The sequence below is a fragment of the Sporosarcina beigongshangi genome (assembly GCF_033485195.1).
GTDB classification, from domain to species: Bacteria; Bacillota; Bacilli; order Bacillales_A; family Planococcaceae; genus Sporosarcina; species Sporosarcina beigongshangi.
In genome coordinates this window covers 1-24874 of record NZ_JAWLIR010000032.1, presented here as the reverse complement: position 1 = coordinate 24874, position 24874 = coordinate 1, and the positions used below count along the sequence as shown (strand labels likewise).

At 38.6% G+C, this 24874-nt stretch carries 27 protein-coding genes; 9 read left to right on the top strand and 18 right to left on the bottom strand.

Translation table 11 applies throughout. The features are described 5' to 3' along the window. Nucleotides 1–170: 170 nt before the first annotated feature. Genes R2B77_RS14065 through R2B77_RS14055 form a run of 3 tightly spaced genes read left to right on the top strand, consistent with a single transcriptional unit; the run spans nt 171 to nt 1933 of the window. Nucleotides 171–596 (top strand): disulfide oxidoreductase, encoded by a 426-nt coding sequence (locus R2B77_RS14065; RefSeq protein ID WP_203248663.1) that lies wholly within the window; start codon nt 171–173, stop codon nt 594–596. 1 nt (nt 597) lies between these two features. Next, nucleotides 598–1059: a thioredoxin family protein gene (locus tag R2B77_RS14060; RefSeq protein ID WP_203248662.1), complete on the top strand. Its 462-nt coding sequence runs from the start codon at nt 598–600 to the stop codon at nt 1057–1059. Nucleotides 1060–1087: 28 nt separating this feature from the next. Next, entirely contained in the window at nt 1088–1933 is an 846-nt protein-coding gene (locus R2B77_RS14055) for an RluA family pseudouridine synthase (RefSeq protein ID WP_203248661.1), read from the top strand. Nucleotides 1934–2201: 268 nt separating this feature from the next. Here the strand turns inward: R2B77_RS14055 and R2B77_RS14050 are convergent, their stop codons facing one another. After that, entirely contained in the window at nt 2202–3137 is a 936-nt protein-coding gene (locus tag R2B77_RS14050; protein WP_203248660.1) for a methyl-accepting chemotaxis protein, read from the bottom strand. Nucleotides 3138–3436: 299 nt separating this feature from the next. On the opposite strand from R2B77_RS14050, the gene R2B77_RS14045 reads away from it, so the two are divergent. Together R2B77_RS14045 and R2B77_RS14040 are read left to right on the top strand one after the other, a co-directional pair. After that, on the top strand, nt 3437–4738 hold the full coding sequence (locus R2B77_RS14045) for an NCS2 family permease (protein WP_203248659.1): 1302 nt from the start codon (nt 3437–3439) through the stop codon (nt 4736–4738). 244 nt (nt 4739–4982) lie between these two features. Further along, the gene (locus tag R2B77_RS14040) at nt 4983–5105 is read left to right on the top strand and encodes a hypothetical protein (protein WP_322555731.1); all 123 of its coding nucleotides are present in this window, start codon (nt 4983–4985) and stop codon (nt 5103–5105) included. Between the two features lie 45 nt (nt 5106–5150). Here R2B77_RS14040 and trmL read toward each other — a convergent pair whose 3' ends face one another. Together trmL and queG are read right to left on the bottom strand one after the other, a co-directional pair. Then, nucleotides 5151–5624, bottom strand: coding sequence for a tRNA (uridine(34)/cytosine(34)/5-carboxymethylaminomethyluridine(34)-2'-O)-methyltransferase TrmL (gene trmL, locus R2B77_RS14035; RefSeq protein ID WP_203248658.1), 474 nt, complete (start codon nt 5622–5624; stop codon nt 5151–5153). Nucleotides 5625–5638: 14 nt separating this feature from the next. After that, entirely contained in the window at nt 5639–6778 is a 1140-nt protein-coding gene (gene queG, locus R2B77_RS14030) for a tRNA epoxyqueuosine(34) reductase QueG (RefSeq protein WP_203248657.1), read from the bottom strand. A gap of 66 nt (nt 6779–6844) precedes the next feature. On the opposite strand from queG, the gene R2B77_RS14025 reads away from it, so the two are divergent. After that, a complete protein-coding gene (locus R2B77_RS14025) occupies nt 6845–7537 on the top strand; it encodes a B3/B4 domain-containing protein (protein WP_203248656.1) in 693 nt (230 codons plus the stop codon). Nucleotides 7538–7566: 29 nt separating this feature from the next. Then, a complete protein-coding gene (locus R2B77_RS14020) occupies nt 7567–8082 on the top strand; it encodes a hypothetical protein (protein ID WP_203248655.1) in 516 nt (171 codons plus the stop codon). A 214-nt stretch (nt 8083–8296) separates the two neighbouring features. Here the strand turns inward: R2B77_RS14020 and R2B77_RS14015 are convergent, their stop codons facing one another. The 15 genes from R2B77_RS14015 to R2B77_RS13945 form a co-directional block, all read right to left on the bottom strand. Continuing rightward, complete coding sequence (locus R2B77_RS14015) at nt 8297–9199, bottom strand: hypothetical protein (RefSeq protein ID WP_203248654.1); 903 nt, start codon at nt 9197–9199, stop codon at nt 8297–8299. Then, a complete protein-coding gene (locus R2B77_RS14010; protein WP_203248653.1) occupies nt 9153–9698 on the bottom strand; it encodes an RNA polymerase sigma factor in 546 nt (181 codons plus the stop codon). The genes R2B77_RS14015 and R2B77_RS14010 overlap by 47 nt, the downstream gene beginning before the upstream one ends. Nucleotides 9699–10043: 345 nt before the next feature. Beyond that, the gene (tnpB, locus tag R2B77_RS14005) at nt 10044–11201 is read right to left on the bottom strand and encodes an IS200/IS605 family element RNA-guided endonuclease TnpB (protein WP_322555730.1); all 1158 of its coding nucleotides are present in this window, start codon (nt 11199–11201) and stop codon (nt 10044–10046) included. Between the two features lie 477 nt (nt 11202–11678). Continuing rightward, nucleotides 11679–12089: a hypothetical protein gene (locus R2B77_RS14000; protein ID WP_203248651.1), complete on the bottom strand. Its 411-nt coding sequence runs from the start codon at nt 12087–12089 to the stop codon at nt 11679–11681. Further along, nucleotides 12058–13443: a sensor histidine kinase gene (locus tag R2B77_RS13995; protein WP_203248650.1), complete on the bottom strand. Its 1386-nt coding sequence runs from the start codon at nt 13441–13443 to the stop codon at nt 12058–12060. The genes R2B77_RS14000 and R2B77_RS13995 overlap by 32 nt, the downstream gene beginning before the upstream one ends. Further along, on the bottom strand, nt 13440–14111 hold the full coding sequence (locus R2B77_RS13990) for a response regulator transcription factor (protein WP_203248649.1): 672 nt from the start codon (nt 14109–14111) through the stop codon (nt 13440–13442). Before R2B77_RS13990 ends, R2B77_RS13995 begins: the two co-directional genes overlap by 4 nt. A 53-nt stretch (nt 14112–14164) precedes the next feature. Then, the gene (locus R2B77_RS13985) at nt 14165–14836 is read right to left on the bottom strand and encodes an ABC transporter ATP-binding protein (RefSeq protein WP_203248648.1); all 672 of its coding nucleotides are present in this window, start codon (nt 14834–14836) and stop codon (nt 14165–14167) included. After that, nucleotides 14836–15963, bottom strand: coding sequence for an ABC transporter permease (locus R2B77_RS13980; protein ID WP_203248647.1), 1128 nt, complete (start codon nt 15961–15963; stop codon nt 14836–14838). Before R2B77_RS13980 ends, R2B77_RS13985 begins: the two co-directional genes overlap by 1 nt. Before the next feature lie 780 nt (nt 15964–16743). Then, nucleotides 16744–16881, bottom strand: coding sequence for a hypothetical protein (locus tag R2B77_RS13975; protein WP_203248646.1), 138 nt, complete (start codon nt 16879–16881; stop codon nt 16744–16746). Continuing rightward, nucleotides 16878–17075: a hypothetical protein gene (locus R2B77_RS13970; RefSeq protein WP_203248645.1), complete on the bottom strand. Its 198-nt coding sequence runs from the start codon at nt 17073–17075 to the stop codon at nt 16878–16880. The genes R2B77_RS13975 and R2B77_RS13970 overlap by 4 nt, the downstream gene beginning before the upstream one ends. Nucleotides 17076–17589: 514 nt before the next feature. Then, nucleotides 17590–18744 (bottom strand): Ger(x)C family spore germination protein, encoded by a 1155-nt coding sequence (locus R2B77_RS13965; RefSeq protein WP_203248644.1) that lies wholly within the window; start codon nt 18742–18744, stop codon nt 17590–17592. Beyond that, entirely contained in the window at nt 18741–20222 is a 1482-nt protein-coding gene (locus R2B77_RS13960) for a spore germination protein (RefSeq protein WP_203248643.1), read from the bottom strand. The genes R2B77_RS13965 and R2B77_RS13960 overlap by 4 nt, the downstream gene beginning before the upstream one ends. Further along, nucleotides 20209–21321: a GerAB/ArcD/ProY family transporter gene (locus R2B77_RS13955; protein ID WP_203248642.1), complete on the bottom strand. Its 1113-nt coding sequence runs from the start codon at nt 21319–21321 to the stop codon at nt 20209–20211. Before R2B77_RS13955 ends, R2B77_RS13960 begins: the two co-directional genes overlap by 14 nt. Before the next feature lie 610 nt (nt 21322–21931). Then, the gene (locus R2B77_RS13950) at nt 21932–22336 is read right to left on the bottom strand and encodes a hypothetical protein (RefSeq protein WP_322555729.1); all 405 of its coding nucleotides are present in this window, start codon (nt 22334–22336) and stop codon (nt 21932–21934) included. 356 nt (nt 22337–22692) lie between these two features. Continuing rightward, entirely contained in the window at nt 22693–23151 is a 459-nt protein-coding gene (locus R2B77_RS13945; RefSeq protein WP_203248640.1) for an SRPBCC family protein, read from the bottom strand. Nucleotides 23152–23456: 305 nt separating this feature from the next. Between R2B77_RS13945 and R2B77_RS13940 the strand changes: the two genes are divergently transcribed. Next, the gene (locus R2B77_RS13940) at nt 23457–23915 is read left to right on the top strand and encodes a transposase family protein (protein WP_203248639.1); all 459 of its coding nucleotides are present in this window, start codon (nt 23457–23459) and stop codon (nt 23913–23915) included. Continuing rightward, complete coding sequence (locus R2B77_RS13935; protein WP_203248638.1) at nt 23812–24459, top strand: transposase; 648 nt, start codon at nt 23812–23814, stop codon at nt 24457–24459. The genes R2B77_RS13940 and R2B77_RS13935 overlap by 104 nt, the downstream gene beginning before the upstream one ends. The last annotated feature ends 415 nt before the right edge of the window (nt 24460–24874 follow it).

Genomic DNA, 24874 nt, shown 5'->3' with positions numbered 1-24874 from the left:
ATTACACCGAGCTGAAATTACGCCCGCAGAATGCCTCCCTAATTCCATTCAAACTTCACAACCTTCTCCTAGACTAACTAGCGTCGACAGAAGCAAGTCAATACTATTTACTTGCTTCTGTCGACCCTCTATAATCAAATAAGTAGTAAACGATCTAGGAGCTGGTCATGTTGAATAAACGGATAGAAAACGGACTCATCTTAATATGTACCGTATCGCTTGTTGCGACACTGGGTTCGTTATACTTTTCACAAGTACGCGGATACGAGCCTTGCACACTTTGTTGGTACCAACGTATTTTGATGTATCCACTTGTCCTCATTTCAGGTATTGCCTTGTTTCAGAAAAATGCACAAATCGCTTTAACGACTGCTATTTTTGCGACGATTGGTGGAAGCATTTCCCTCTATCATTATGGCATCCAAAAGCTAAGCTTCTTAGGCGAAAGTGCACCTTCTTGTGGGGCTGTATCTTGTACAGGACAGTACATTAACTATCTTGGGTTCATCACTATTCCCTTTTTAGCACTAATCGCGTTTACAATCATCTTAATCACAAGCCTTTTCATCGTGAAATGGCAGAAGGAGTCGAAGTAATTTGAAAAAACTACTCATCATTGGCGGTGCGATTGTCGCCGTTTTCATACTCATCGTTGTTTTATCAAATCAATCAGATAAGGCAAAACTAAAGGATAATCCGTATGACACAGACAAGTTATCTAAATCTACAATTGCTTTAATCGGCAATGAGCATTACGACAATATAGTTCTACCAGAAGTACTTAACGAAAAAATCACTTCTGGCGAATCCGTTACAGCATACTATTTCCACCCAGAATGTCAGTATTGTATGGCGATGACACCTGTCATGATGCCGATTGCTAAAGAGATGGGGGTTGACGTATTGCAATATAATATGTTGGAATACCCTCATCCTGCTGATATTCAAACATGGCCTATGCTTGTCCAGTACAAGGATGGAAAAGAAGTTGTAAGAATGGGCGGTGAACGCCCGGCGGAAGAGATACGGGCATTCTTCACTGAATTCGCAGGTAAATAATGAAAGATAGCTGGAAGGAATGATCTAAATGGCTTTATTTCATTATAAAACCCAACAGCCGGATATAACGGTCGAACAACTACTAAAAGAACAATGGCAGGGCGGCAAAAAAACAGTTCACCTTATGCGAATGGCAAAAAGCGTACTCGATTCAGCCAGTAATCCAATAGATGACTGGCGTGCTCCCCTGCCTGAAGGGACGGAATTAGTATTCACATTCCCGGATACCGCCTCCACATATGTAGCAGATGACAAAGGTGAATTGACTATTCTTTTCGAAGATGAACATATTCTTGCCGCAGTAAAACCAGCAGGCATAGCGACTCATCCTGATGGACCAACGGAGACAGGTACGCTGATGAATCTTGTCATGGCACATATTCGGAACAATGGCGGTGATTACGCTGAGCATATCCATCGTTTAGATAAAGGCACTTCCGGGCTTGTGCTTATCGCCAAGCACCCCATTGCCAAATCACTATTCGATCGAATGATTGAACAGAACAATCTCACACGCCAATATGTTGCAGAGGTAGATGGCTACCTGAAAAGGCCAAGGGGTACGATTAAATTGCCAATTGGTCGAGATCGCCATCACCCTGCTAAACGACTTGTTTCCATGTCTGGACAAGCTGCTGTCACTCACTTCAAGGTCATTGAACGCAAGGAAAACACGACCCTTGTTGAGGCACAGCTTGAAACAGGACGCACGCACCAAATTCGCGTTCATTTAGCTCATATTGGTAATCCCGTTACAGGAGATACACTCTATGACGGCAGCGAAACTGCGGATGGACATTACCGCCTAACGGCCACAACGCTACGCTTTATTCATCCGTTTACTGAACAGCAAACTACAATTGAAATAAAATAAAAAATCCATGGAGGAAATTTCTCCATGGATTTTATTTTTAAATCAATTGCGCCTCGGCGTAATTGCGTTAGGATTTTGAATTGTGCACAGCACAATTAACTCCCCTCAAAATCCTTAACATCCGCCGGAGGCTTAACTTGAATCAGCAGGGAGTTTGAACCCCCTTTGACCGAAATGCTTTTCCGGCATTCATCCCACCACTTATAGAAGTGGCGGACTTCTGTAGCTGACGCTTCGCTTTCAGTACAAACACATTTGCTGAATCAAGTTAAAATGCTAATTGACGAATTCCATTCTCAAGTCGCTCGTCTACTTCTTTAGCATCCTCGATATGCTCAACAATCAAATCATGTGCTTGTGCAAAAAGCTCTTTCGCACCAAGTAACTCGCTTTTTACCTCTTCAGACAATCTCTTCTGTTCTTCAATCATCTCTTGAATTGCACCGATATCTCCTTGGCTATGCTCGATTGTCCCAAGAATATTTTCGATTTTCGCAGCTGTTTCAAAACTAACGGCTACACCTTTTTCAACAAGCTCGGCACTTTTCCGTGTTGCGGCAAGTGCTTGTTCGATTTCATCACGCAATGAGGACGTTAATGTTTGGATATTAGCCGTACTATCAGATGTACTTTCTGCAAGCTTCCGTACTTCTTGTGCAACAACCGCAAATCCTTTACCAGATTCTCCTGCGCGTGCCGCTTCAATAGATGCATTTAATGCTAGCAAGTTGGTCTGTGCCGCAATTCCTTCAATAACACCAACAATTGACTGAATTTCAACAGACCGAGCACTCAAATTAGTCATGTTTTTTTCTGACGCTTGAATTTGTACCCCTAAATCCCTAATAACTTCAGCAGTTGCATTGACTTCCTTCGTACCCTCTGTTGCTTCTTCAACCATACTATGTGATCTTGTCTCAAGTGAAAGTCCTTTTTCAAACAATTCATGTGATTTCTCAGACGTTTTCTCACTCAAATCTCCGACTCTATCAAATCTTACTTCAATCTGGCTAACTGCTTCGCCCATTATATTATGCTGTGCATTAACCTTCTCGTGGTGGTGAACAGCAGCATTAAGTTCACTTTTCAAATCAGTTAAGCGACTTTTATCTTGCGCCTCTTTATCTGAATATACCGTTTTTAGACGTTCAATTTCTAATTGTAAATCTGTATCCTGAACATTCTTTTTTTTACTAGAGAACACATCTATTCCTCCTAGACTCTTTTCTTAATTATATCATACTAATTCCCTAATCAAAGAATCTAATTACCTCAAAAGGAATAAATTTCTGGCAATGCGTTGGATATGTTCACTCATTACGTTTGAATGTATTCTCTGATTTATGTTGACCCTTTAGGAGAGATCACTTATTTTGAAAGAAGTTCTAAAGGACGACCTCGGTTTGCTAATATGTGATGAAATTGACAGTTGAAATCTAAACGAAAAACGAATATTATTGTACATGTGCTTCATTTTGTTCGTATTTTGAAAGGAGATTTACAATGTTTCATTTAAAAGAGCTGAATACAACCGTAAAAACTGAATTATTAGCTGGCGTGACTACTTTTTTAACAATGGCCTATATCGTCATTGTCAATCCGATTATTCTTGCCGATGCCGGCGTACCATTCGAGCAAGTTTTCCTCGCGACAATTGTTGCAGCGGTAATTGGTACACTTTGGATGGCATTATTTGCGAATTACCCAATCGCCATCGCACCGGGTATGGGGTTAAATGCTTATTTCACATCCATCGTCATTGCATCCGATGGTCAACTGGACTACATGACTGCCTTTTCGGCGGTATTCGTTGCAGGACTATTATTTGTCTTATTATCCCTAACATCCTTCCGCGAAAAATTAATCCAATCCATTCCTGAGAGCTTAAAATTAGGAATTACGGCTGGGATAGGGTTGTTCATTGCTTTTATCGGCTTGCGTCTTTCAGGCCTTGTTGCTCCGCATCCAGGTAATCTTGTACAGTTAGGTGATCTCACCTCCCCACCTGTTCTATTGGCATTATTCGGCCTACTCGTCACAATCATTCTGATGACTTTGAATGTCTATGGTTCGATTTTCATCGGCATGATTCTGACAGGTATTGTAGCACTTGTTACAAAACAGCTAAAATTTGAAGGTAGCCTGTGGCAAATACCACATTTACCCGAGGGAATTCTTGTTTGGAATCCCGTTCATGCAGTCGGCGATGTCATTTCACATGGTCTATATGGCGTTGTCTTTGCGTTCTTAATTGTAACCTTATTCGATACAACTGGCACGATGATTGGTGTTGCCAAGCAAGCTGGCTTAATGAAAGGCAATACTTTGCCACGTGCACGCCATGCTTTGCTTGCTGACTCAGTCGCGACTGCAACAGGTGCCATGTTCGGAACAAGTCCTACCTCTGCCTACATCGAGTCATCCTCTGGTGTTGCAGTTGGTGGACGTACTGGTTTAACAACACTAACCGTAGCTATCTTGTTCATCATTGCTGCATTCTTCGGACCATTTGTCAGTGCGCTTTCGGGTGTATCAGCGATAACCGCTCCTGCTTTGATTATCGTTGGTAGCTTAATGATTGGTGCGGTTAAACATATCGACTGGGATTCATTCGATGAAGCATTTCCAGCATTTCTCGTTATTCTAACAATGCCGCTCACTTCAAGCATTGCAACAGGAATTGCACTTGGCTTTATCACCTACCCACTGTTAAAAGTCGTGAAAGGCAAAGGGAAACAAGTTCCCGTTCTCTTATATATTTTCGCTGTATTGTTCGCTTATCAGCTACTCTTTTTGCCGCATTAAAATCAATCGCGCCTCGGCGTGATTGCGTCCGGATTTTGAATTGAGCGTGCTCAATTGACTCCCTTCAACATCTGTGACATCCGCCGGAGGCTTTCACTTAATTCAGCAGGGTTTGAAACCCCAGCTGAATTAAGTGAAAGGTGTTACTGTCTTTGTCACAATTTTTTCTTACCGTTATTTCAATTTGATTGCCAATAAGGTATACTGTACTAAGAACTACTGATTTTACGGGAGGTATCATCTAATGAATTTGATTCTTATCATGGGTGTTAGCGTAGCATTCCTTTCTGCAATCCTTACAGGTGGCTACGAAGACAAAGGCAATAGCCATAAAAGCAAGAAGAGCCGTGGTCATCAGCCAACCTAATACAATGTAAAAACGGGACTAGCCTTTTATGGCTGTCCCGTTTTTTTAGGCTAATCCTGGGTAATGTTGCTGTCTGAGTGCTTCATAAATAAGTATCGCTGCTGTATTCGATAGATTCAACGAGCGAATATGGTCATTCATCGGAATTCGCAAGCAGCGCTCTTTGTTCTCTTCGATAATGTCATCTGGCAACCCGCTCGTTTCCTTGCCAAACACAAAGAATATGTCCTGTGCCGTATCCGAGTAATCGAATGCGGTATGGGGCTTGTCCCCATGCTTCGTCAAAAAGTAAAATACTGCCGCCGGATATGCTGCAAACATTTCCCGAATGCCTTCGTGATACGTAATATCAACATGCTCCCAATAATCAAGGCCTGCCCGCTTCAACATTTTATCGTCTGTCGAAAATCCAAGTGGTTTAATTAGATGGAGCTTCGTTTTAGTTCCTGCACAAGTCCGTGCAATATTTCCCGTATTCGCCGGAATAAGCGGTTCAAACAATGCAACATGTATTGCCATTTCAACACTTCCCCTTACAATTGATATGTCCAATTATCTACTGCTTTTTTTAATTCCACAAGTACTTCCTCATCTTGCTCTTTCGTTAACGCCTCTTGGATAGCTTGATAGCCTTCGTCTGTACCAATTCGACTAAGTGCCCATACAATCGTTCCTCGAATAACCGGACGCGGATCTTGCCCTAGCATCACAATCAGCTCTGGTACCGCCGATTCCTCTTTAAAATGAGCAAGTGCTAGTATCGCATTGCGTTGAATCGGATTTTTACCACGCCATGAGCCCGCCACATGGCCAAATTTCTCTTTAAACTCTCTGTTCGATAGCCTAAGCATCGGTTGGAGTAGGGGTTTAGCAAGCTCAGGCTCTGCCTGAAATACAGCCTGATGTAAATTGTATTTCCCTTTATTTTTTGGACATACAGTCTGACATGTATCACAGCCATATACCCGATTTCCAAACTCCGAACGAAACTCCTCTGGGATTGGTTTTTTCGACTGCGTCAAAAATGCAATACAACGTTGCGCATTCAATTGCCCACCTTGAATTAATGCCCCGGTTGGACAAACATCTAGGCAAAGCGTACAATCCCCACACTCATCCTCCATTGGCACATCAGGTGCAAATGGAATATTCGTAATCATTTCACCTAAATAGACGTATGAACCGAATTCAGGCGTAATAATGGCACAGTTTTTTGCCGACCACCCAATGCCTGCACGCTCGGCAACTGCACGATCAGAAAGCTCCCCCGTATCGACCATCGAACGAAGCTTAGCACTAGGCACATTTATTAAGATGAATTCTTCTAGAAGCCTCAGCTTCTCCCGTAAAACGGTATGGTAGTCCATCCCCCATGAAGCGCGGCTGAACACGCCGCGTCGCTCCCCCTTCTTCCCCTTGGGCGTGTTCACCATCTTGGATGGATAGGCAATCGCAATCGCAATAATACTTTCTGCTTGATCAAGAAGCAGCGCTGGCTCTGTTCGCTTATCAAGGTCCTTCTCTTCAAACCCTGACTGATAGCCCAATTCTTGCTGACGCTTCAAACGGTTTTTCAGCTCTCTGAACGGAGCAGCTGTTGTAAAACCAATCTTATCTATGCCAATTGAAGCTGCATAGTCTCTCACTGCCTGTTGCAGTTGAACAGCATTCACACCTTAACGCCTCCTTTATGCTAGTATTGAATTAAACTAAATCAAATTATATAAAGGGTGATGTCATTGTATATCGAAATGGCCGAAAAAATTTTACAAGCCGTGCCCGGATTAAAATTGGGCATTAATCATTATACCAAAATTACCGTATCAGAATCGCCTCAAATGCTAAAAGGTCGACTACAACTATTCCAAGAGCAGCTTTTCTTTGAACTGGAAGACAAATCTGTCACTGACTTTCCAGGTATTCAAGAATGGAGAACTGTATGGAAAACGCTTGGCGCAGATCCTAATCGCTATCGTCACTCCGCGGAAGCACTTATGCGGCGTGTGAAAAAACAAAACTATATTACTCCATTTCACTCAGCAGTCGATTTAAACAACTTTTTCTCCTTGCAGCAGGAAATCCCAGCTGGTATTTATGACTTCAACAAAATTGTCGGCAATGTACGAATTTCTGTTGGTTCAGAAGAAACTGGCTATGACGGATTGAATGGTCGTTTCAATTCTTTACACAATATTTTACTCTTAAAAGATGATTATAGCCCGTTCGGTAGCCCATTTGTCGATTCTGTACGAACAGCTGTCACAACAGAAACAACCGAAGCGCTTCACGTCTTCTTTATTCGCCCATCGATGGACGCAGCAGAGGCACTTGAACTAACAACGGCATGTGGCAATATGTTTACCAGTATTAGCGGCGGCGACGTCCACTCGTATGTTTTGCATGAGGGACAAACTTCCATTATAGTTGAATAATTGGATTAAAGAATCGAGGGAATGATGAGATGGCTAACATTACACTTGCTGAAGCAGTAAAATTAAAAAGTATTTTAACGAAGCGTATTCATGACCTGGAAGATGAAATGAGACGTGCTGCCTTTACAACTGTAGAAAAGGGCAATGAACCTGTACAAAGCCCACGCTCCCTTCAAGTAGTCGAAGCAGAACTAGATACAGTGCGTACTGATAGTCGCGTACTTGACCGTCTGATGTATCGGGCCAATATCGACCACAGTATCGACTTCCAAGGGCAACCACTAGCCATTGTAGAAGCAATTGAACTTGCGACTCAATTACGTGCTAAAGCTCGCTTTTACAAGGAACTTTCCATGTCGCAAAAAGAAGAAATCCAATTCGGCTACTCCGAAGGTACAATTGTCTATCGTGTCGCCTTATTTGATCCAGAAGACTATCGAGTGAAATCATTGCAAGCTGAAAAGGATGCGCATAAGTTATCCAATGCGATTAATGCTAAAAACTATTCTATCACGCTCGATTTTGATGATAGTAAATATTTCTAATCCCTTGGCAAGGTGAGACTCCTTTCCAAGGCATAGAGCGGGGACACAATTTAAATTGCTGGCAAACCAATAACCAGTCCCCATTTACTTTGTGACCCATCCCCAATGACCAACTAAGGCAATTGCATGAACAACCAAAACTGAGTATCACCAGGTCTCCCTCTATGAAAATCGCTCCTTCCGCTTAGACGGCAAGGAGCGATTTTGTTTATGGTCAATTTTTAAATGGCTTTGTTTTCTCACCTTCAATCAGCAACGTCCAGGTACCATTTTCCGGGAAAATCATATTTCCACTATAGTGATATATATATCCTCCTGAGCCATCGATAAATGAACCATCCTGATTAAAAATATGTTCAGACACAATATTCCCTTGCTCATTTAATAATTTTACTTCTATCCCCTTCTCGCTCTCCACTGAGCTTTCGATAGTAATTTCTGTCTCCTCGCCTACCGCAAGCTCCATTGGATGGCTAATCAAGGAGTAATCTTCCGTTTTTGGAAACGAGGGTAGAACATCAACCGTAAATTCTTCAAATAATTGATCCTCGACAAATATAGATAACTGCCATTTACCGTCTGCTGGGAATGGCAAAAAACTTGCTAACGAATGCGCATCTTCGTTAATCAGTGAGGTAGATAGAACGCCTTCAGATAAGACAAGATTTTCATTATAGCTATTCCTAGCTTCAACCCGATAATTTTTATCAATAAGTTGTAATGGATCACCCCAGAAATAAAGCATCAATTTACTACCTCTCCTAACATCTTCGGCTACAAATTGTTCATTGAAAACTAATATCCCGAATTTCCCTTCGACCCCAATTACGTCATAATGATTTTTAAAAACAGTTGCTTTCGGTGCAGTTAATTCTATCTGAGGCTGAAATGATTGCCGCAGCTCATTAAACCACTGATCACTATCACTCGACAGAACAAGGGTAAATACTATCGCACATATTGAAGCAAATGCAACGAAAGGCTCAACAAATTTTATTCTCTTTTTAGGCTTCATTTCCTTTTGCAAAGCCATGCTGACTCTTTGTTTCTGTTCTTCGCTCAACGTATATTTAGGAAGGCTTCTTAGATTTTCTTGTAAAGTCTTCATGCCCTTCATAATCCAGTCCCTCCTCTACAAGTATCTCCTTCAGTCTTTTTAATGCTCGGTGGAACATGACATTTACACGGTTCACATTACTTTTCAATACTTCGCTAGCTTCTTTTGATGTTAACTCCAAAATTCCCCTTAAGATAACTACTTCTTTATAGCGAGGAGAAAGCTGATGAATCGCTTTGTATAAATGAAGGATTTCTTGATTCATAATCGTTTTCTCTTCCAATTCATTCGACAGCTGCTGTTCTCGAAAAACGGAGTGCTTGATCTTTTCCCACACTTTCTTTCTACGATAATCGTCGATAATCTTATTTCTTGCAATAGAAACCAACCATGTCTTCGGATGTGACTGATCTTTAAAACCGGGTATCTTTTTTATAGCAATCATAAATGTTTCTTGCACAAGATCCTCAACATCCATCGAGCCTGTATAGTAAATTAGAAAACTAGTAATATCTCTCTCATACAATTGAAACCATTCCTCGATTCTATGATCCGTCACTCATTCTCCCCTCCTTTACTCATTAGACGATTTACTACGTAAAATATTACAGCACCAAAATCAAGAAAAAACGTTCCCTTCGTATCACAAAAGGAGCGTTTCAGTTTAATTTACATACGTTCCGCAATCTCTTTCAAAGCAATTGCCCGGTTAACAATAAACCTTTTCATATAATTTTCTAAAAACAACCTGTCTGCAAGAACCCCCAACAGCCCTAAAGGGGATTGATATTGAAAACGATCAATCATCAGTGTCCCATTATCCTGCTCTTTGAATTACTCCCACTTTCACTTCGTTTAGAAGTGGGAGATTCCTAAGATCACCAGCGTATCCGCCAGTTATTGATTAGGCTAGCCCCGTAATCCCTACGGTTAAAAGCCTTTCGGCTTCATTTTTAAGATTTATACTCGCGTTAATGTCCCTATCGTGATGACTTCCGCATTCTGGGCAGTCCCATTCACGCAAGGCAAGATTCTTAACGTCTTTGTTTCTATAGCCACAAGATGAGCAGAGTTGGCTTGAAGAAAATGTTTTGCCCACGGCAACAACCTGTTTACCGTACCATTTCGCTTTATATTCAAGCATTGTTCTGAATTGCGACCAACTTACTTCGCTAATCGCCTTGGCCAACTTGTGATTTTTAAGCATGTTAGACACCTGCAAATCTTCAATTCCGATGACATCGTGGTGTTTGATGATCTCAGTTGAGATTTTGTGCAAGTAATCCTTTCTTTTATTTACAATTTTCTCCTGAATACGTGCAACTACTACACGTTGTTTCTGATAGTTTTTAGCCTCACTTAGTTTACATTTTCTTTTGATTGCTAGTTCTTTTCGTCTTGAAAGGACACGTTGCTCTCTAGCTAACCTCTTCTCCAATGAGCGAAAGAATTTAGGGTTTCGATATACCGTTTCGTCAGATAGAATTGCAAAATCCTTCAAGCCGACATCAATACCTACCGATGAATTCATTTTAGGTAGCTCCAAAACTTCTGTTTCAACAAGAATAGAGACAAAGTATTTACCTGAAGGGTTACGTCTAATCGTTGCATTGATAATCCGACCATCTACTTCACGACTTTTAGAAAGTTTCACAAGTCCAAGTTTAGGCAATTTAATCATGGCGCCAACTATCGCTATATTTCCATTGGTGTGTTTTGTCGTGTAGGATTGAATGTTATTGCTTTTCGACTTAAAACATGGGGCTTTGTTTTGCTTCTTGAAAAACCTTGCGTATGAGTCTGCCAAGTTTCTCAAAGATGACTGAAGCGAAATGCTATCGACTTCTTTTAGCCAAATCGTGTCTTCCTTCTTCTTTAATTGAGTTAACTCGGCAGAGCAGGTATTATACGATAACCCTTCGCCCGTCTCTTTGTAAGTATTATTCCACTTGGCTAGAAAGTAATTAAAGACAAAGCGGCTACACCCAATTGTTTTAGCAATGAGCGTTTGTTGCTCCGCGTCTGGGTAGATGCGAAACTTATAGGCCTTATTGATTAGCATTACATTCACCCCTATCATACAGAATGTATATTCCTATTTTAACGGATTGATATGCTTTTTGGCTATCACCAACCGACATTTATCTCCCACTTATCGCCGGGCTTGTCCCTACACCCGATTGGAGTTGAAGTCTTCTGTCGGAAAACGATAAATTCATGATGTTCAATTAATGGCATGACAATCCTCCACCTACAGTGATTACATTTACTGTAGCATAATCGCAACTTGGTTTATATATAACATAAAAAAGACATAACCGAAGTTATGTCTTTTTTATTGAATACCCGAGGCCGGTTTCTATTATGGCCTATGGATGCTGTTAAATCAGTACTTCCGACAATCCTTGTGTAAAATTTGTGTGAAATTGTTTAAGTTTATAATTTTGTCCGCTTACTCTTTCGGTAGAGTAAGCATTTTTTATACAACGACTTCCCCGATATTTCTATTTTCTCAATTTACTCATTTTCCTTAATCCATTCATTCAGCCACTCGATCTCCTACAGGGACAAGTTTTGTTCTTTTTCTGTTTCTCTTTCTATTACATGGTGCCAATTCGCTTCTTCCCATTCTAAATGGGTTTAAATTATACATCCGCATACCAAACGTTTGGACAAATGCACCAATCATTGCTGTAATAGCGTGTATAGACACATTTTTTTTATATTTTACAGTATAAACTTTATAAAATATTCCCCATGCAAATACGGATAACCATCCAACTAATAATATATGTGCATGTATCGGACGCAATGAACATTCCATATTTCTACTCATTTTCGAGCCTAAAAACGTACCGATTATTCCAAAAATAGCTGCAAAACGAATTAATTGGATTGACCATTTCTTTTCCCTAATTTTAGGTCCTTCTAATTGGTAATTTAATTTCAAATGTACTTCCTTTTCCGATTTTACTTGTTACTTTTACTTGCCCACCATGTAACTCCACAACTTTCTTGACAATTGATAGTCCTAGCCCCGTTCCGTCTTTCTTTCTTGCTGTATCTACTCGATAAAAGCGGACAAATATTTGCGTTAGTTGTTCATTATTAATCCCTATTCCTGAATCCTTGAAAATAATTTGAATTTCGTCATGTACTTGTCGACAAGTAATCGAAATAATACTTCCAAATTCAGAATACTTAATGGCATTACTTAATAAATTATCCCACACACTCATGAGTAATTCTGCATCGCCTCGAATAGATACAGGTTCTAATTTATAGGATAGTTCTAATTCGCGTTCATTGATCCGCCATTGTGACTTCCTAATAATCTCTTTTAACTGTTCATCTAATCGGACACTATTCCTCTGAAAGGAATAAGAAGCCTGATCTAATGAGGTTAAGATGAGTAATTGTTTTGTTAAGTTCGATAATCTCTTAGATTCTCGCTGAATAATCGCTGCATACTGTAATCTTTCTTCTTTCCTTAGTTCATCATTTTGCAGTAGATCAGAGTAACCTTGAATATTCATTAATGGCGACTGAAAATCATGAGAAACATCATTGATAAATGCCTTACGTAATTCATCATTATGAGCAAGCTGTAGCTGCATCAAATTAAAATTTTCCGCCAATTGACCTATCTCATCATTTCGAGAAATATTTAATCGGTAATTAAAATTTTCATTTTTTACTGCCTTTGTTGCTTCTGTTAATGATGAAATGGGACGAATTAATTTTCGTGTCATTACAACCACACCCAGTAAGCTAATTACAGCGATTGCAACTACAAAGCTCATTAAAACAACATGTATATCCGAGAAAATTGACTTGTTATCGGGTCTTAAAAATAATGCATATTGGTCTTGCATTGTAATAACAGGTACCCCAACTGAATTTTCCAAGCTATTGGAAAAATGTCCGATCATAAATAACGAACTCGGCGCGTATTTCATCCCATGGTATATTTCACCATCAATAATCGTTTGAACTGTTTCATGAGGTATCTTTAAGTTTTGAAATTCTTCACCAAAAGGGTATTTTTCTCCGGAACTAGAAATTAAATATAGTTGATAGCCTGAATTACCGATTAATGATAAATATGCATGCATCGAATCCTTTGAATCATGCATATTTTCAATCCCATTGGCAACCTCTTGAGCAAACTTTACATTTTGTGAGTTAATATTGTCCTTTGAAATTGAAAAGTAAATAATATTTGCGAGGGCATATCCGACGATGATACTGCAAAACAAAATTAATAACGTGGCGCTAATAAATTGTCGATAAAGTGTTTTCATTTCAACATCTCTAATTTATAACCAATTCCACGAACCGTTAGAATTCCAACGTCCGCCTCATAACGTATTAATCGCTCCCTCAATCGATTAATATGTGTATTCAACGTAGCGTCATTGCCCTCAATATCAATTCCCCATGTATGCTCAATCAGAAAAATTCGTTGTACGATTTTTCCACTTCGTGATGCTAGTAAAGTGAGGAGCTCAAATTCCTTCAAAGGCAACAAAACGGTTTCATTTCTAATAATTACTTCGTAGTTTTTTCGATCAATTTTCATATTTCCGATTTCTATGAAATTTTCTAATGATCGTTCATAACGTCGTAAAACAACTGCAACCCTAAATAATAATTCGCTAGGCTCAAATGGCTTTACTATGTAATCTTCCGATCCAGCAATAAATCCTTTTTCTTTATCGACTAATTGGCCTTTAGCGGTCAATAATATGACAGGAATCTCATAATCTTCCGTCAGAATTTCTGTTAATTCAAAACCATTCATTCCTGGCATCATAACGTCTACAATCGCCAAATCCACTTTGTAAGTTTCTAATAACGTTAGCGCTGCTTCCGCATCGTCAGCAATATGCACTTTATACCCTGCACGTTCCAAATGTATAGATACTAGTTGTAAGGTATCTAAATCATCATCTACTAATAAAATCTGCATCGTAACGCCTCCACTTTCTAGTGAATTTAGCTTCATGTAATCTATTAATCATTTTATTGTAACGTTAATTTACCATCTTCCATGCGGTAAACACGGTCGCAATTTGCTAGCATTCGTTCATCATGTGTTACCATAACAGCCGCTTTACCACGTGCTTTAACTTCTTTTGAAATAAGGGAAACGACCTCATTTGCACGGTTTGTATCCAATGATGCAGTAGGTTCATCGGCTAAAATAAGCGATGAATCATTCATAAATGAACGTGCGATTGCTACACGTTGACGTTCTCCTCCAGAAAGCTCGTTTGGAAATTTCCCGAACTTACTTGTCAAACCAAGCCCTGTTAATAATTCTTTTGCAAAGGCTTCATCTTGTTTTGTTACTTTACCCGACATCTTTTTTATAACAAGCAAATTGTCTAATATGTTTAAATATGGCATTAGGTTAGACGTTTGTAAAATAAATCCTATTTCATGTAATCGCAAATCGGAAAGCTCTTTGTCTTTTAGTGTTGCGATATTCTTATTATTAATTTCCACTTCACCTTGCGAGGGTTTTAATAACGCACCAGCAATCGATAGAAACGTCGATTTTCCGGAACCTGATGGACCTATAATTGCTACAAATTCTCCAGACGCAACCTCCATTGAGACTTGATCTAAAGCAATTATTTGAGTTTCGCCTTCTTTATATACTTTTGAGACATTTTTCATGCTTAAAGTCATTACTCAACCCTCCCTAACGCTGTTAATGGATCTATTTTTGAAATTCGACGAATTGAAAACAATGAACTACCAACAGAAATCACTAATAGTACGATTCCATATATAATAACTAATCCAGTATCTAAATTAAATGGCATTTCTTTTGGGAATACCATAGCAGTTAAATATGTGAGACCAATTCCTACTAAAATACTAAAAAATGACAACACAAATACTTGGGACACGATTGTTTTAGCTATAAATCCATTTGAAGCACCAATTGCTTTCATCACACCAAATTGCTGTGTTTTTTGGATGGTTAGAACATAGAAAAACACTGCAATGACGAATGCAGAAATGACAATCAAGAACACAAGCATCATCATTATTGTACCATTTTCCGCAGTATAACCTGGCATGCCATTAATAGCTGAGGATTTTGTTACTACTTCAATGCCATCTACTTCTTTTTCCATTTGAATGGCCTCCACATCTTTACCTAATATGGCGAATGCATTGATAGCATCTTCCACTCCATTATTTGATCCGGGTGCGGAATATTTATACTCCCGTACAAAATCCATGTTTGCAAATAGTGAAGGCAAGTGATTGAATGTCTCGTTTTTCACAAAACCAATAATTTCTGCATTTAGTTCAGAACCATCAATTGCTATCTCATCCCCAATTTCATAGCCATTTTGATTTTTTATTGTGACATTCGCAACAACGCCATTTTTAACATTCGGATCAAGTGCTTTACCCTCTATTACTTCAGGTTGTAAAAATGAGCCTGCTTCAATACCTAATAGAGCTGCATCTACTTTCTCCTCCCCTTCAGCAACCCCACCAATTGGCAAGATTGCAATGACTGCTTGAGAAAATGGTGCAACTTCTTCTACTCCCTGCTGAGCTTCAATTTCACTTTGCATCGATTGAGATAATAATGATTTTGAAAATCTCGCACCAGCCCCATCTTCATAAACCACATGCTCTGCTTCCCAGTTTTTAATCGTCGCGGCACTTAGTGTAGATAATCCATTTCCTAAACCTGAAAGGATAAATACAAGCCATGCGATTAATACAATGATAAGCCCTATCATTGTAAAACGTAACTTACCATGTTTTAATTCTTTTAATGCTAAAAACATACAATAAACCTCCTTCTTTTCATTTACATTCCTCATCATAAACAAGTTATATAAACTCTATATAAACTTTCTGTACTTGAGCTAAAGTAGAGGTATTAATACATCCAAGTTAAGACCTTATTTTAGAAAAATTAATAAAAGTTGTTACGAAACAATGGCATGCATCTACAAAAGAAGTAGAAAAAACATATGGACATATGACAAAAGGAATAGAAAAAGAAGCCTCTCAAAATTCAGCGAATTTATGAAAGGCTTCAATATTTAGTATGATTTTGTGGCGCTTATGACCAATAAAATGACCACGGTTTGATGAAAGTTGCTCTAACCCTTTGTATATCAGGGGTTTAGAGTTCTTCTTACATCATGCCGCCCATAGAGTCCGGGCTATTAAAGTTATATACTTACTAGTACAAACTGCTCTACATCAACGTTCTGGAGTGATTCATTCAATTTAATTATATCAACTTATACTGGTTTTTATAAGTTTCGGCATCAATCAGGGCATCAAATATGAGCATCTGGCATCAGAAACAGATAGCTAAAAACTTTCATATTCCGCTGTCTGTTTTCTTGATTCCAAAGATTGCAGTAAACCCAACTTTCCCAATCCAGTCTTCGTCACTTCCGTTTGTAATTTACGATACTCCCACCATTCTTACGAACCTCATTATAATACTTCTCCATATATTTACCGACCTCTTTTTTATGAAACAGCCACTTGCTCCCTAGACGTATCTTCGGAAATTCTTCATCATATAAAAGATGGGTTACAATCGTATTCTACGACATATTTAAATATTTCGCTAGTTGCTTTGAATTCATGAAAAATACTTCCGATTCAAGTTCTTGTAAATGCTCATCTATTTTCTGAAGATAAAGCTCTTTTAGCTTTTCTTGATCAACTTCTATGGTAATCAATTTTCTTCACCCACCCACTCATTCAACCACTCAATTTCTTCCTGTGATAAACTTTCTTCTTTTACTTCCCTATCTACTATCTTCTGCCAATTCGCTTCTTCCCATTCTATATGCGCTTCCCACTCACGCATAACCTTAACTGCCTTTCCTGTTTCTAGTTGCCGCTTAGTTTTGAATGGTATTATTTTCGCCATTTTTGCCACCTCTTCCGACTAGTTCTGTTCCTTCTATAATAACGGCTTCAATTGAAAGAATCAAAAAAGACCAAACTATTTTAGTCTGGACAATCTTGATTATTGTTATATGCCCTTGTGCTTACAAGGGTTAGTTCATTTCTTGTGTAAAATTTGTGTATAATTATTTCATTGTGTAAATTTCCATCATGACTTTCGTTTATAAGATACGATTCTTCCACCATTTTTACGAACCTCATTATAATACTTCTCCATATATTTACCAACCTTTTTTATGAAACAGCCACCTGCTTCCTAAACGTATTTTCGGAAACTCTTCTTCATATGAAAGCTCGGTTTCAATCGAATTCCAAGACATGTTCAAATAAACCGAGAGCTGCTTTGAATTCATAAAAAACATTCCTGATTCAACTTCTAAATACTCATCTTTTCCCTGAAGATACAAGTCCTTCAGATTTTAATTATTATTCAAATAAAATCAGGAGAAATTGATATAGGTCCACCCCTCCCTTTTCTACTTTAGTGTTTCCTTAAAAGATTTCCTTCCTGATTTAATCTCTTTAATTTTAATATCCAGCTTACCAATTGAGTTATCTGATAATTCCACCTTTCCATCCTGCTCGGCTCTTTTCCAAGCCTTTACATTTTTACGATATAAATATTCTGATAAACGATAAATATCGATATCTTTTTTTAATGCTTCTTCGTATGTTTCCTTTATCTCTCGCTTAACTTCTTCTTCTAATTGCTTCCGAATTTCTTCGATAGTTACTTTCCCCTGAATTGAAGCGATTTCAGCAGTCATTTTAATATTAATATCAAATCCTACAGAATCTCCCTCTACGACTGGATCCACATGTACTTTTATTTTTTCAACTGTGACTGTTACGCGATCTTTACCCTCTCCCGTATCTAGCGATATCTCCGTCCTTTTCATCTTGTTATTCATCCAACGTAATCCACGGGCTTTGTCACCAGTTATAAACCCTTTAAAGCCATCTCTCGAGACAACTCCAACCCCTATTACTTTTGCAATATCATCTTTCCCTTCTGCCGTTTCCCAATCTTTAACAACGGATATAGCCGGTATTACGGCTTCGTGGTTCGGCTCATTTAATCCGATGATCGCCATACGCATATTAACAGGTTCAACAAATGATTCTTGCGTATATGAATTCCTTGGATCTCCAAGTCTAGATAAGGCAAGTGACGTATTAATAATCGGAACTATTAACAGTACATCTTTTACGGAATCTTCCGTACTATAAAACCAAATGCGATACCTTGTTTCTCTATACCGGCTTAACAAATCAATGACGGTATTCATTCGTCCTTTTTTCATCGCTTCTTCAGAGTATACAACAAAAGTAAGATGGCCCCAAAAAAGCTTTTGATCAAGCGAACGATACAAATTAAATACGGCTTCATCCACTGTCTTACCTGAAGCTTTCCCAACCTCAACTGGTTCGGATTCACTACCCGGTTGTTCTGATTTAGCCACGCTAGAAAAATTTATAACTTGTGCATATATCGTGTACATATTATCTTCATAATCAATTCCAATTCCATGAATATACAACATACGTTCAGGTTCATTTTGACTTGAGCACCCGGAAAGTAATGTCACAATAAAAAGTATGGCAAATAGAATATTCTGTTTTCTACTCATTTTCCATCCTCTTTTAACCTTATTTTATCTTTTGGACTTAACTCATGCGGTCTTTCCACATAATCTTTTTGCGGTAATTTTAAAAATGTTTTTTTTACCGTAGACCAACTTAGATCTGCCACTACATTTAAATAGGGAACACCAAACGTTCGCATATTCGCTAAATAAAGAACAATAAAAAATAGTGAAATAAAAAGTCCAAAGAAACCAAAAAATGCTGTTAATATGACTGAAAAGAACCTCGTTATACTCGCAGCCATAACTAACGATGAATTGACCAAGGTGTATGTCGCAATCGTTGAAACAGCTATGATGACAATCATTGCTGGACTCGTAATCCCAGCTCGAATAGTCGCATCACCGATAATTAAGCCTCCAACGACACTTATTGTGCCACCGATTGCAGAAGGAAGTCGTAAACCCGCTTCGCGAAATAATTCAAACAGGAGTAACATTAGCAACATTTCAATCACTGAAGGAAGCGGAAGCCCTATGCGTGATTGTACGACTGTAGCTAACAACAGCATAGGTAACTGATTTTGATGATAGGTCGTCAAGGCTAGCCAAATTGCGGGAAGTGATATGCCTAATAAAAGACTAGACAATCTCAATAACCGTGCGAATGAACTAAATATAGTTGGGTACTCATTATCCTCAGCTGTTTTAAGGAGCAGAAATAAAGTTACAGGCGTGATAATTCCATAGGTGACTCCATCAACTAGGATTAGAAATCTTCCTCTTGCAAGAGATTGAACAGCATAATCCGGTCTTCCTGTGTAATCATGTTTCGGGAAAGTGTTCGAACCATTTTCTATCTGCTCCATTAATAGATCACCACTAAAAATGATATCTACATTGACTTGATTCATTCTTTCTTTTATTTCATTTAGAATCGATTTGTTCGCTATATCATCAAAATAAAGTAGGGCTACAGTCGTTTTGGTTCTTTTCCCTAATTCGATTTTTTCAACGCATAATGAATCCGTTGGTAGACGTTTCCTTATTAACGCGATATTAATCGAAAGATCTTCAATAAAGTTATCCCTTGCCCCTTTCACCGGAACTTCTATATTCGATTCTTCAGGAGTACGGTTCGGAATATTTGCAATATTACTTGAATAAATAACATCATACTCTTCAAAATAAAGAAGGACTTTTCCAGAATAAACACTAGAAACTATATCGCTTTTTCCTTCTATTTTCTTTATTTCCGGAATGTGTAAGTAACCTTCCACTGCTTCCTCAAATGATATTTTCTTAAGGGCATCGAAGAATAGTTGAACCCGCTCAATTATTACATCGTTTAATAAATGTCGATCAATCATTGCATCGCACGTTATAAACATCACTTTACGCTGTTTAAACGTATACTCTTGAAACTGAACATCCGCAGATTTCTGAAATATCCGTCGTAATTCCGCTGCGTCGATTATCGTTTTCACTGGTTTGCTTGTATTGCTTTCTTCACGCTTCTTCATAATCTTTTTTCATCTCCTTTCTCGATGACTTTACCGACACAAAGGCAACGGTCGCCAAAAAAAGAGACATGATGAAAAAAATATAGAAGGTAATGGGCAAGACATATTTCCCTTTGAACTCATCGAATGCGCTATCGCTCATGGAAAATAGTGATAAACATATTATCATGAAAACAGGAGCAATAAATATCAAAATCCCCTTCCTTTTCCCATTCATATTTAACAGGTCAATCACAACGTATAAAATTAATCCAACTCTTATAAAAGTACCTGTTAGCCATTGATAAATTGATAAAAAGTCAAGATGCTCGAAAAAGCGTCCGATGGTCACAAGTCCCCATTCTTCATAAGCAGGAAAACGTTGCTTAGCCGCTTCATCAGGTCCAAACTCTGTAATTGCACCGATTAATGGACCTAGCGTTAACCCCATTAAAATTAGAGTCATCACTACAAAATTGGAAAAGCGAATTGGATTTTTTATTTTATGTTGAATGAAGATAAAGAAAATCAGTTCGACAATCCCAGAAGCAGGATATACCATCCCTTTTATTACAGGTTGGAATCCATTTTCAAAAAAAGGACGTAATAAGTTGTAATCTTTCACCTGTATATTCGTAAAAGCGGCAAAAAACCCAAAACCGACAACTCCAACTACAACAAGTATATTTACCATGACAATCGTTTGAATATCCGTTGTTGCAAGCAGTACGCAAAGAACTGTAAAAATAATTAACAAGAAAATAAAAGGTGTTTCCGGTAAAAACGTGTTCGTCACAAATTGTAATGTTTCCCTCATCGTGACTGAAGCGAGAAACAAGAGAAAAGCAATTGTTGTATATATAAAAGTGTATGAACTGACTTTACCCACTCTATCTTCCAACCAATTTCTAATTGGCTCTTGGTTCGATTTTTTATGAATGTATAACAATAGAACTCCCCACGGCAACATAACCAACGTTGCTAGTATCACAGACGCCCATCCATCTCTCCCACCTATTTGCAAAAGTGGTGGGAGTATTGTGACATGGTTTTTCAAACCAATCACGGTCATCGAAAGTAATATAACATGCAAAATGCTAATTGGGTCGGTCTTCTTCATGTAATAAAACCTCCAACATAAGCTTCTAGCATTTATCTTGCACAGAAGTAAGTAAGCTTATACCAAATGGCTACTGATTGTTTTCCGCCATGAAGTAATGTTAGTTTGGATCTATGGCAAAAGCAGAATGAGGAAACGTATCGTATGTTTGAAGAATAGGATTGCGAGGATCTAATTTCAAACTTGGTAGTTGACCTTTCAAGTTGTAATCAACGAATTCAAGACAAATTGATTGCACTTGTTGAAGAAGCCCATGATGAGTATTGCAGTCGTCTACGTGAAGGGTCAGTACAAGCATCAAGTGAAGGTTCAAGCCAGAAGCCTCTGAGAAACAGGAATGGTGATAAAGCACCAAAAAAGCTGTCAAAAAAGGGCGCCTAAAAACTTAAATTGGAAATCAGCCCCTTGATTCTGAAGTGCACCCCAAAAGTTATAGTTAAAATCCATTGGCTCCAAAATACTGTCAAGAATTTCTTGTTGCATTGCTTTATCAAGTAAAGAGTCAATATCCGTATCTCTACTTTAATTATTTTTTCAACTTATTTAAATCGACAACTAACGATTTAAATTTTTGAGTAGCCTCCATTCCAGAGTCTGTAGATGTATCCGACTACATGGAGGAAAAGATTTCTTTCACCTCTTCCTGAATCGTATCAAGTTTTCGAGTAACCACATCTTGTGCGTGGCTACGAACAATCAGAGAAACGTTTTCCTTTTGATCAACCGTTTCCCAAAGGGCATTTTCAAGGATGATAATATCATCAACTTTTACTACCTGTCTTTGGTTTATCAAAGCTTTTGCTTGAAGAATCGACAGCGACTGTTTAAACCGCCTGTCAGAAGGACGGATTCCTTCATCACGCAATTCATTACGGATTTTTGAAAGAGTTTCATATACTTCGTCAGGAATTGTAACCATGTCAGTAAAAAACTGAAGTTGAACCAACTCATCCATTGTCATGGAGGGCATAACCTGATTTTGACCGGTCCCCTTCATCATTGAAACAAAATTCATTTCATCTGCAATGTAATCTAATCCGAACCTAAGTAAAAACCTGTCGAAAAGAGCTTTAAGTCCCTCTTCCGGTATTCGTTCGAAGCTTCAACGACTGACATCAAATGAACCCTTACTGGCGTCCCTTTATTATAGAATAGCCTTTCGTTTATAAGCGTTAGCCAAGCTATTCAAGATTGCCGAGTTGGCTTTGAATATTTCTTCAAGGAAAATTACATTATCTGAAAAACTAAAGCATGTTCAACTTTAGCATCCCGTTAGCGTGAGTACATTTCCTCGCTATCCATACTAGCTCCACTCTAGTGAAGGGTTATAAAACGATTCTGAATCCAATGAGAACCTAAAATTAAGATATTTTAGTATTTCGTCGCTTCAGCAACCTTTTTTACCTTTTGGGCATGACGGGCAATAAAATGGCTCATATAATTTTCCAAAAATAATCGATTAGCTACTTTGCCTAAAATGCCAAAAGGGGATTTATATAAGAATGTATCTTTCATGATTGTTTCTGTGCCCCTTTCAATGAATTCATGTGTATGTGTAAACGAATGAAAGGCTCCATGAACCATGGCATCGGTGAATCTGTAAGGCTTCACCATTTCGATGATTTGAGACGTTAATTTTTGTTTCATCCCAAAATGGGTCGTTTCCCAAGTAACGAAATCGCCACGCTCCATCAATCCAAACGTAATTCCGCCAATGGCTATTTGTTTCGTTAGCAACGTTTTTCCTGCATGAACTTCAACAGTTCTTGCAACATCGAAACAAACTTGGATGGGAGCATGGATTGAAATTTCATGTTTGATGATTGGCATGATGTCACCCTTTTTTGGTATATAAATATTATGACAGTTCCTGTGCGCGGTGTATTTATAACAATTCAATTGGAAGCTCGCCAATGACAGCTAGTATCGGATTTCAAGTTATATTTTATGCAATTAATACGAGGTGCCAGATTCTAACACAATTTTGAATTCAATGAGAACATGGTAACCGAAATTTATTCAGGCAGTATGGTGGCTCAACACCAAAGTCTGTTCTTGACGTAAAAAAGTATGCAAAAAAACACCCGTATCCCCTATAGTTGTAAGTACCAGCAAACAACGAAAGAGGGATACAGATGCACGCTCATTTTACCAGTCTTCTTCTCAATTTAAAAGAGCTAACTATTACCAACATTGTAAATGTCCAAGATGATTTCTATATTTATGTCCAACCAACTGACTATCTGCAAGTTTATCCTCAATGCGAGGGGAAGAATGTCATCCGTAAAGGCACTGCCTATGAGCGAAAAGTCCGGCACCTTCCAGCCTTTGGCCGTTGTGTTTATCTCTTGCTTCCAGCAATCCGAATGTCGTGTAACCAATGTGGGGCTTCTTTCGTTTGGCAGTATGCGTGTGTCGCGCCTAAAAAGCGCTATACCAAACAATTTGAAGCAACCATTCCTAATCATGTCGTTGGAGCGACGGTTACACATGCCGCAAGACAGACGAAAACACCGGCAACTACGGTGGAAAGAGCTTCAACCTGTAGCCGTCGTCATGGATTTGGCAAAAGGCTACCATACCTTTATCAATGAAATCTATCCATCTGCCATTCGGATTGCCGATTGTTTCCATGTGAATCGTTATGTGACAGAAGCCTTACAGGTTGTTCGAAAGCAAGTTCAGAAAGAACTTTTGCCCCGCGCGCGTCAACAATTAAAGAGGCATTTTCGACTCCTGGGTAAACGGGCGGATCAATTAACCGACAAAGAAACCGAATTGATCAACCAATTCCTTCAATATTCGGATGTTTTACGCGCGGTCTACGAATGGAAAGAAGCATTTATTACTTGGTATGATTGCAGTTCAAATCATACCTTAGCCGTAAAAGGTTTCGTGCGGTGGATTAAGCAAGGTGAACAAATCAACAGTTCAGCTGTACAAAGCTGTCTAAAAACCATGAAAAATTGGCAGGAAGAAATCTGTAATTACCACCACTTACGTTTCACGAATGCAGCTGTAGAAGGAAGAAACAACAAAATAAAAGCGTTACAACGTCGACATTACTTTATACGAAATCCCCAGCACTACAAACAACGGATTTTACTAGAATGTAACGAGGAGCTTATCGGCTGGTAGAAGTAGTCAAGTACATGTTTTGGTGTTGAGCCAGTATGGTAACAGTAAATAAAGGCTAGTTGTATAATCAACTTAGCCACCTAAATTTAGACAAAAAAATGGCCATTATAAAATTTCGTGTATCATTGAAGTTTACAGACTAACAATGAGAGGACATTTTATAATGGCACACCCACAGAATACCTAACAAAAACGGTTGGAGGTTTGAGGTTGCTGTGACCACTGAAAAAGAACAGTTAGGTTTTTTGCTCGTTAAAGAAATATATATATCAAAAGGAAAGGTCTTTTCAGTGTAATTGTAATTAGGGTCTTAATCGTATTCCCGCTTAACCTTGTATACAGGTTGTATTACTCGTTTCATAATAAAAAGCATGTACAAGTTATATAACCTGTGGACTAACCTAAATTAATGAGA

Bases quoted from the DNA above. Each gene is read 5' to 3' on its own strand.
- R2B77_RS14055 (WP_203248661.1), top strand. From the start codon at position 1,088: ATGGCTTTATTTCATTATAAAACCCAACAGCCGGATATAACGGTCGAA.
- R2B77_RS14045 (WP_203248659.1), top strand. From the start codon at position 3,437: ATGTTTCATTTAAAAGAGCTGAATACAACCGTAAAAACTGAATTATTA.
- R2B77_RS14040 (WP_322555731.1), top strand. From the start codon at position 4,983: ATGAATTTGATTCTTATCATGGGTGTTAGCGTAGCATTCCTTTCTGCA.
- trmL (WP_203248658.1), bottom strand. From the start codon at position 5,624: ATGGCAATACATGTTGCATTGTTTGAACCGCTTATTCCGGCGAATACG.
- R2B77_RS14020 (WP_203248655.1), top strand. From the start codon at position 7,567: ATGGCTAACATTACACTTGCTGAAGCAGTAAAATTAAAAAGTATTTTA.
- R2B77_RS14015 (WP_203248654.1), bottom strand. From the start codon at position 9,199: ATGAAGGGCATGAAGACTTTACAAGAAAATCTAAGAAGCCTTCCTAAA.
- tnpB (WP_322555730.1), bottom strand. From the start codon at position 11,201: ATGCTAATCAATAAGGCCTATAAGTTTCGCATCTACCCAGACGCGGAG.
- R2B77_RS13995 (WP_203248650.1), bottom strand. From the start codon at position 13,443: ATGAAAACACTTTATCGACAATTTATTAGCGCCACGTTATTAATTTTG.
- R2B77_RS13990 (WP_203248649.1), bottom strand. From the start codon at position 14,111: ATGCAGATTTTATTAGTAGATGATGATTTAGATACCTTACAACTAGTA.
- R2B77_RS13985 (WP_203248648.1), bottom strand. From the start codon at position 14,836: ATGACTTTAAGCATGAAAAATGTCTCAAAAGTATATAAAGAAGGCGAA.
- R2B77_RS13980 (WP_203248647.1), bottom strand. From the start codon at position 15,963: ATGTTTTTAGCATTAAAAGAATTAAAACATGGTAAGTTACGTTTTACA.
- R2B77_RS13970 (WP_203248645.1), bottom strand. From the start codon at position 17,075: ATGGCGAAAATAATACCATTCAAAACTAAGCGGCAACTAGAAACAGGA.
- R2B77_RS13965 (WP_203248644.1), bottom strand. From the start codon at position 18,744: ATGAGTAGAAAACAGAATATTCTATTTGCCATACTTTTTATTGTGACA.
- R2B77_RS13960 (WP_203248643.1), bottom strand. From the start codon at position 20,222: ATGAAGAAGCGTGAAGAAAGCAATACAAGCAAACCAGTGAAAACGATA.
- R2B77_RS13955 (WP_203248642.1), bottom strand. From the start codon at position 21,321: ATGAAGAAGACCGACCCAATTAGCATTTTGCATGTTATATTACTTTCG.
- R2B77_RS13950 (WP_322555729.1), bottom strand. From the start codon at position 22,336: ATGAATTTTGTTTCAATGATGAAGGGGACCGGTCAAAATCAGGTTATG.
- R2B77_RS13945 (WP_203248640.1), bottom strand. From the start codon at position 23,151: ATGCCAATCATCAAACATGAAATTTCAATCCATGCTCCCATCCAAGTT.
- R2B77_RS13940 (WP_203248639.1), top strand. From the start codon at position 23,457: ATGCACGCTCATTTTACCAGTCTTCTTCTCAATTTAAAAGAGCTAACT.
- R2B77_RS13935 (WP_203248638.1), top strand. From the start codon at position 23,812: ATGCCGCAAGACAGACGAAAACACCGGCAACTACGGTGGAAAGAGCTT.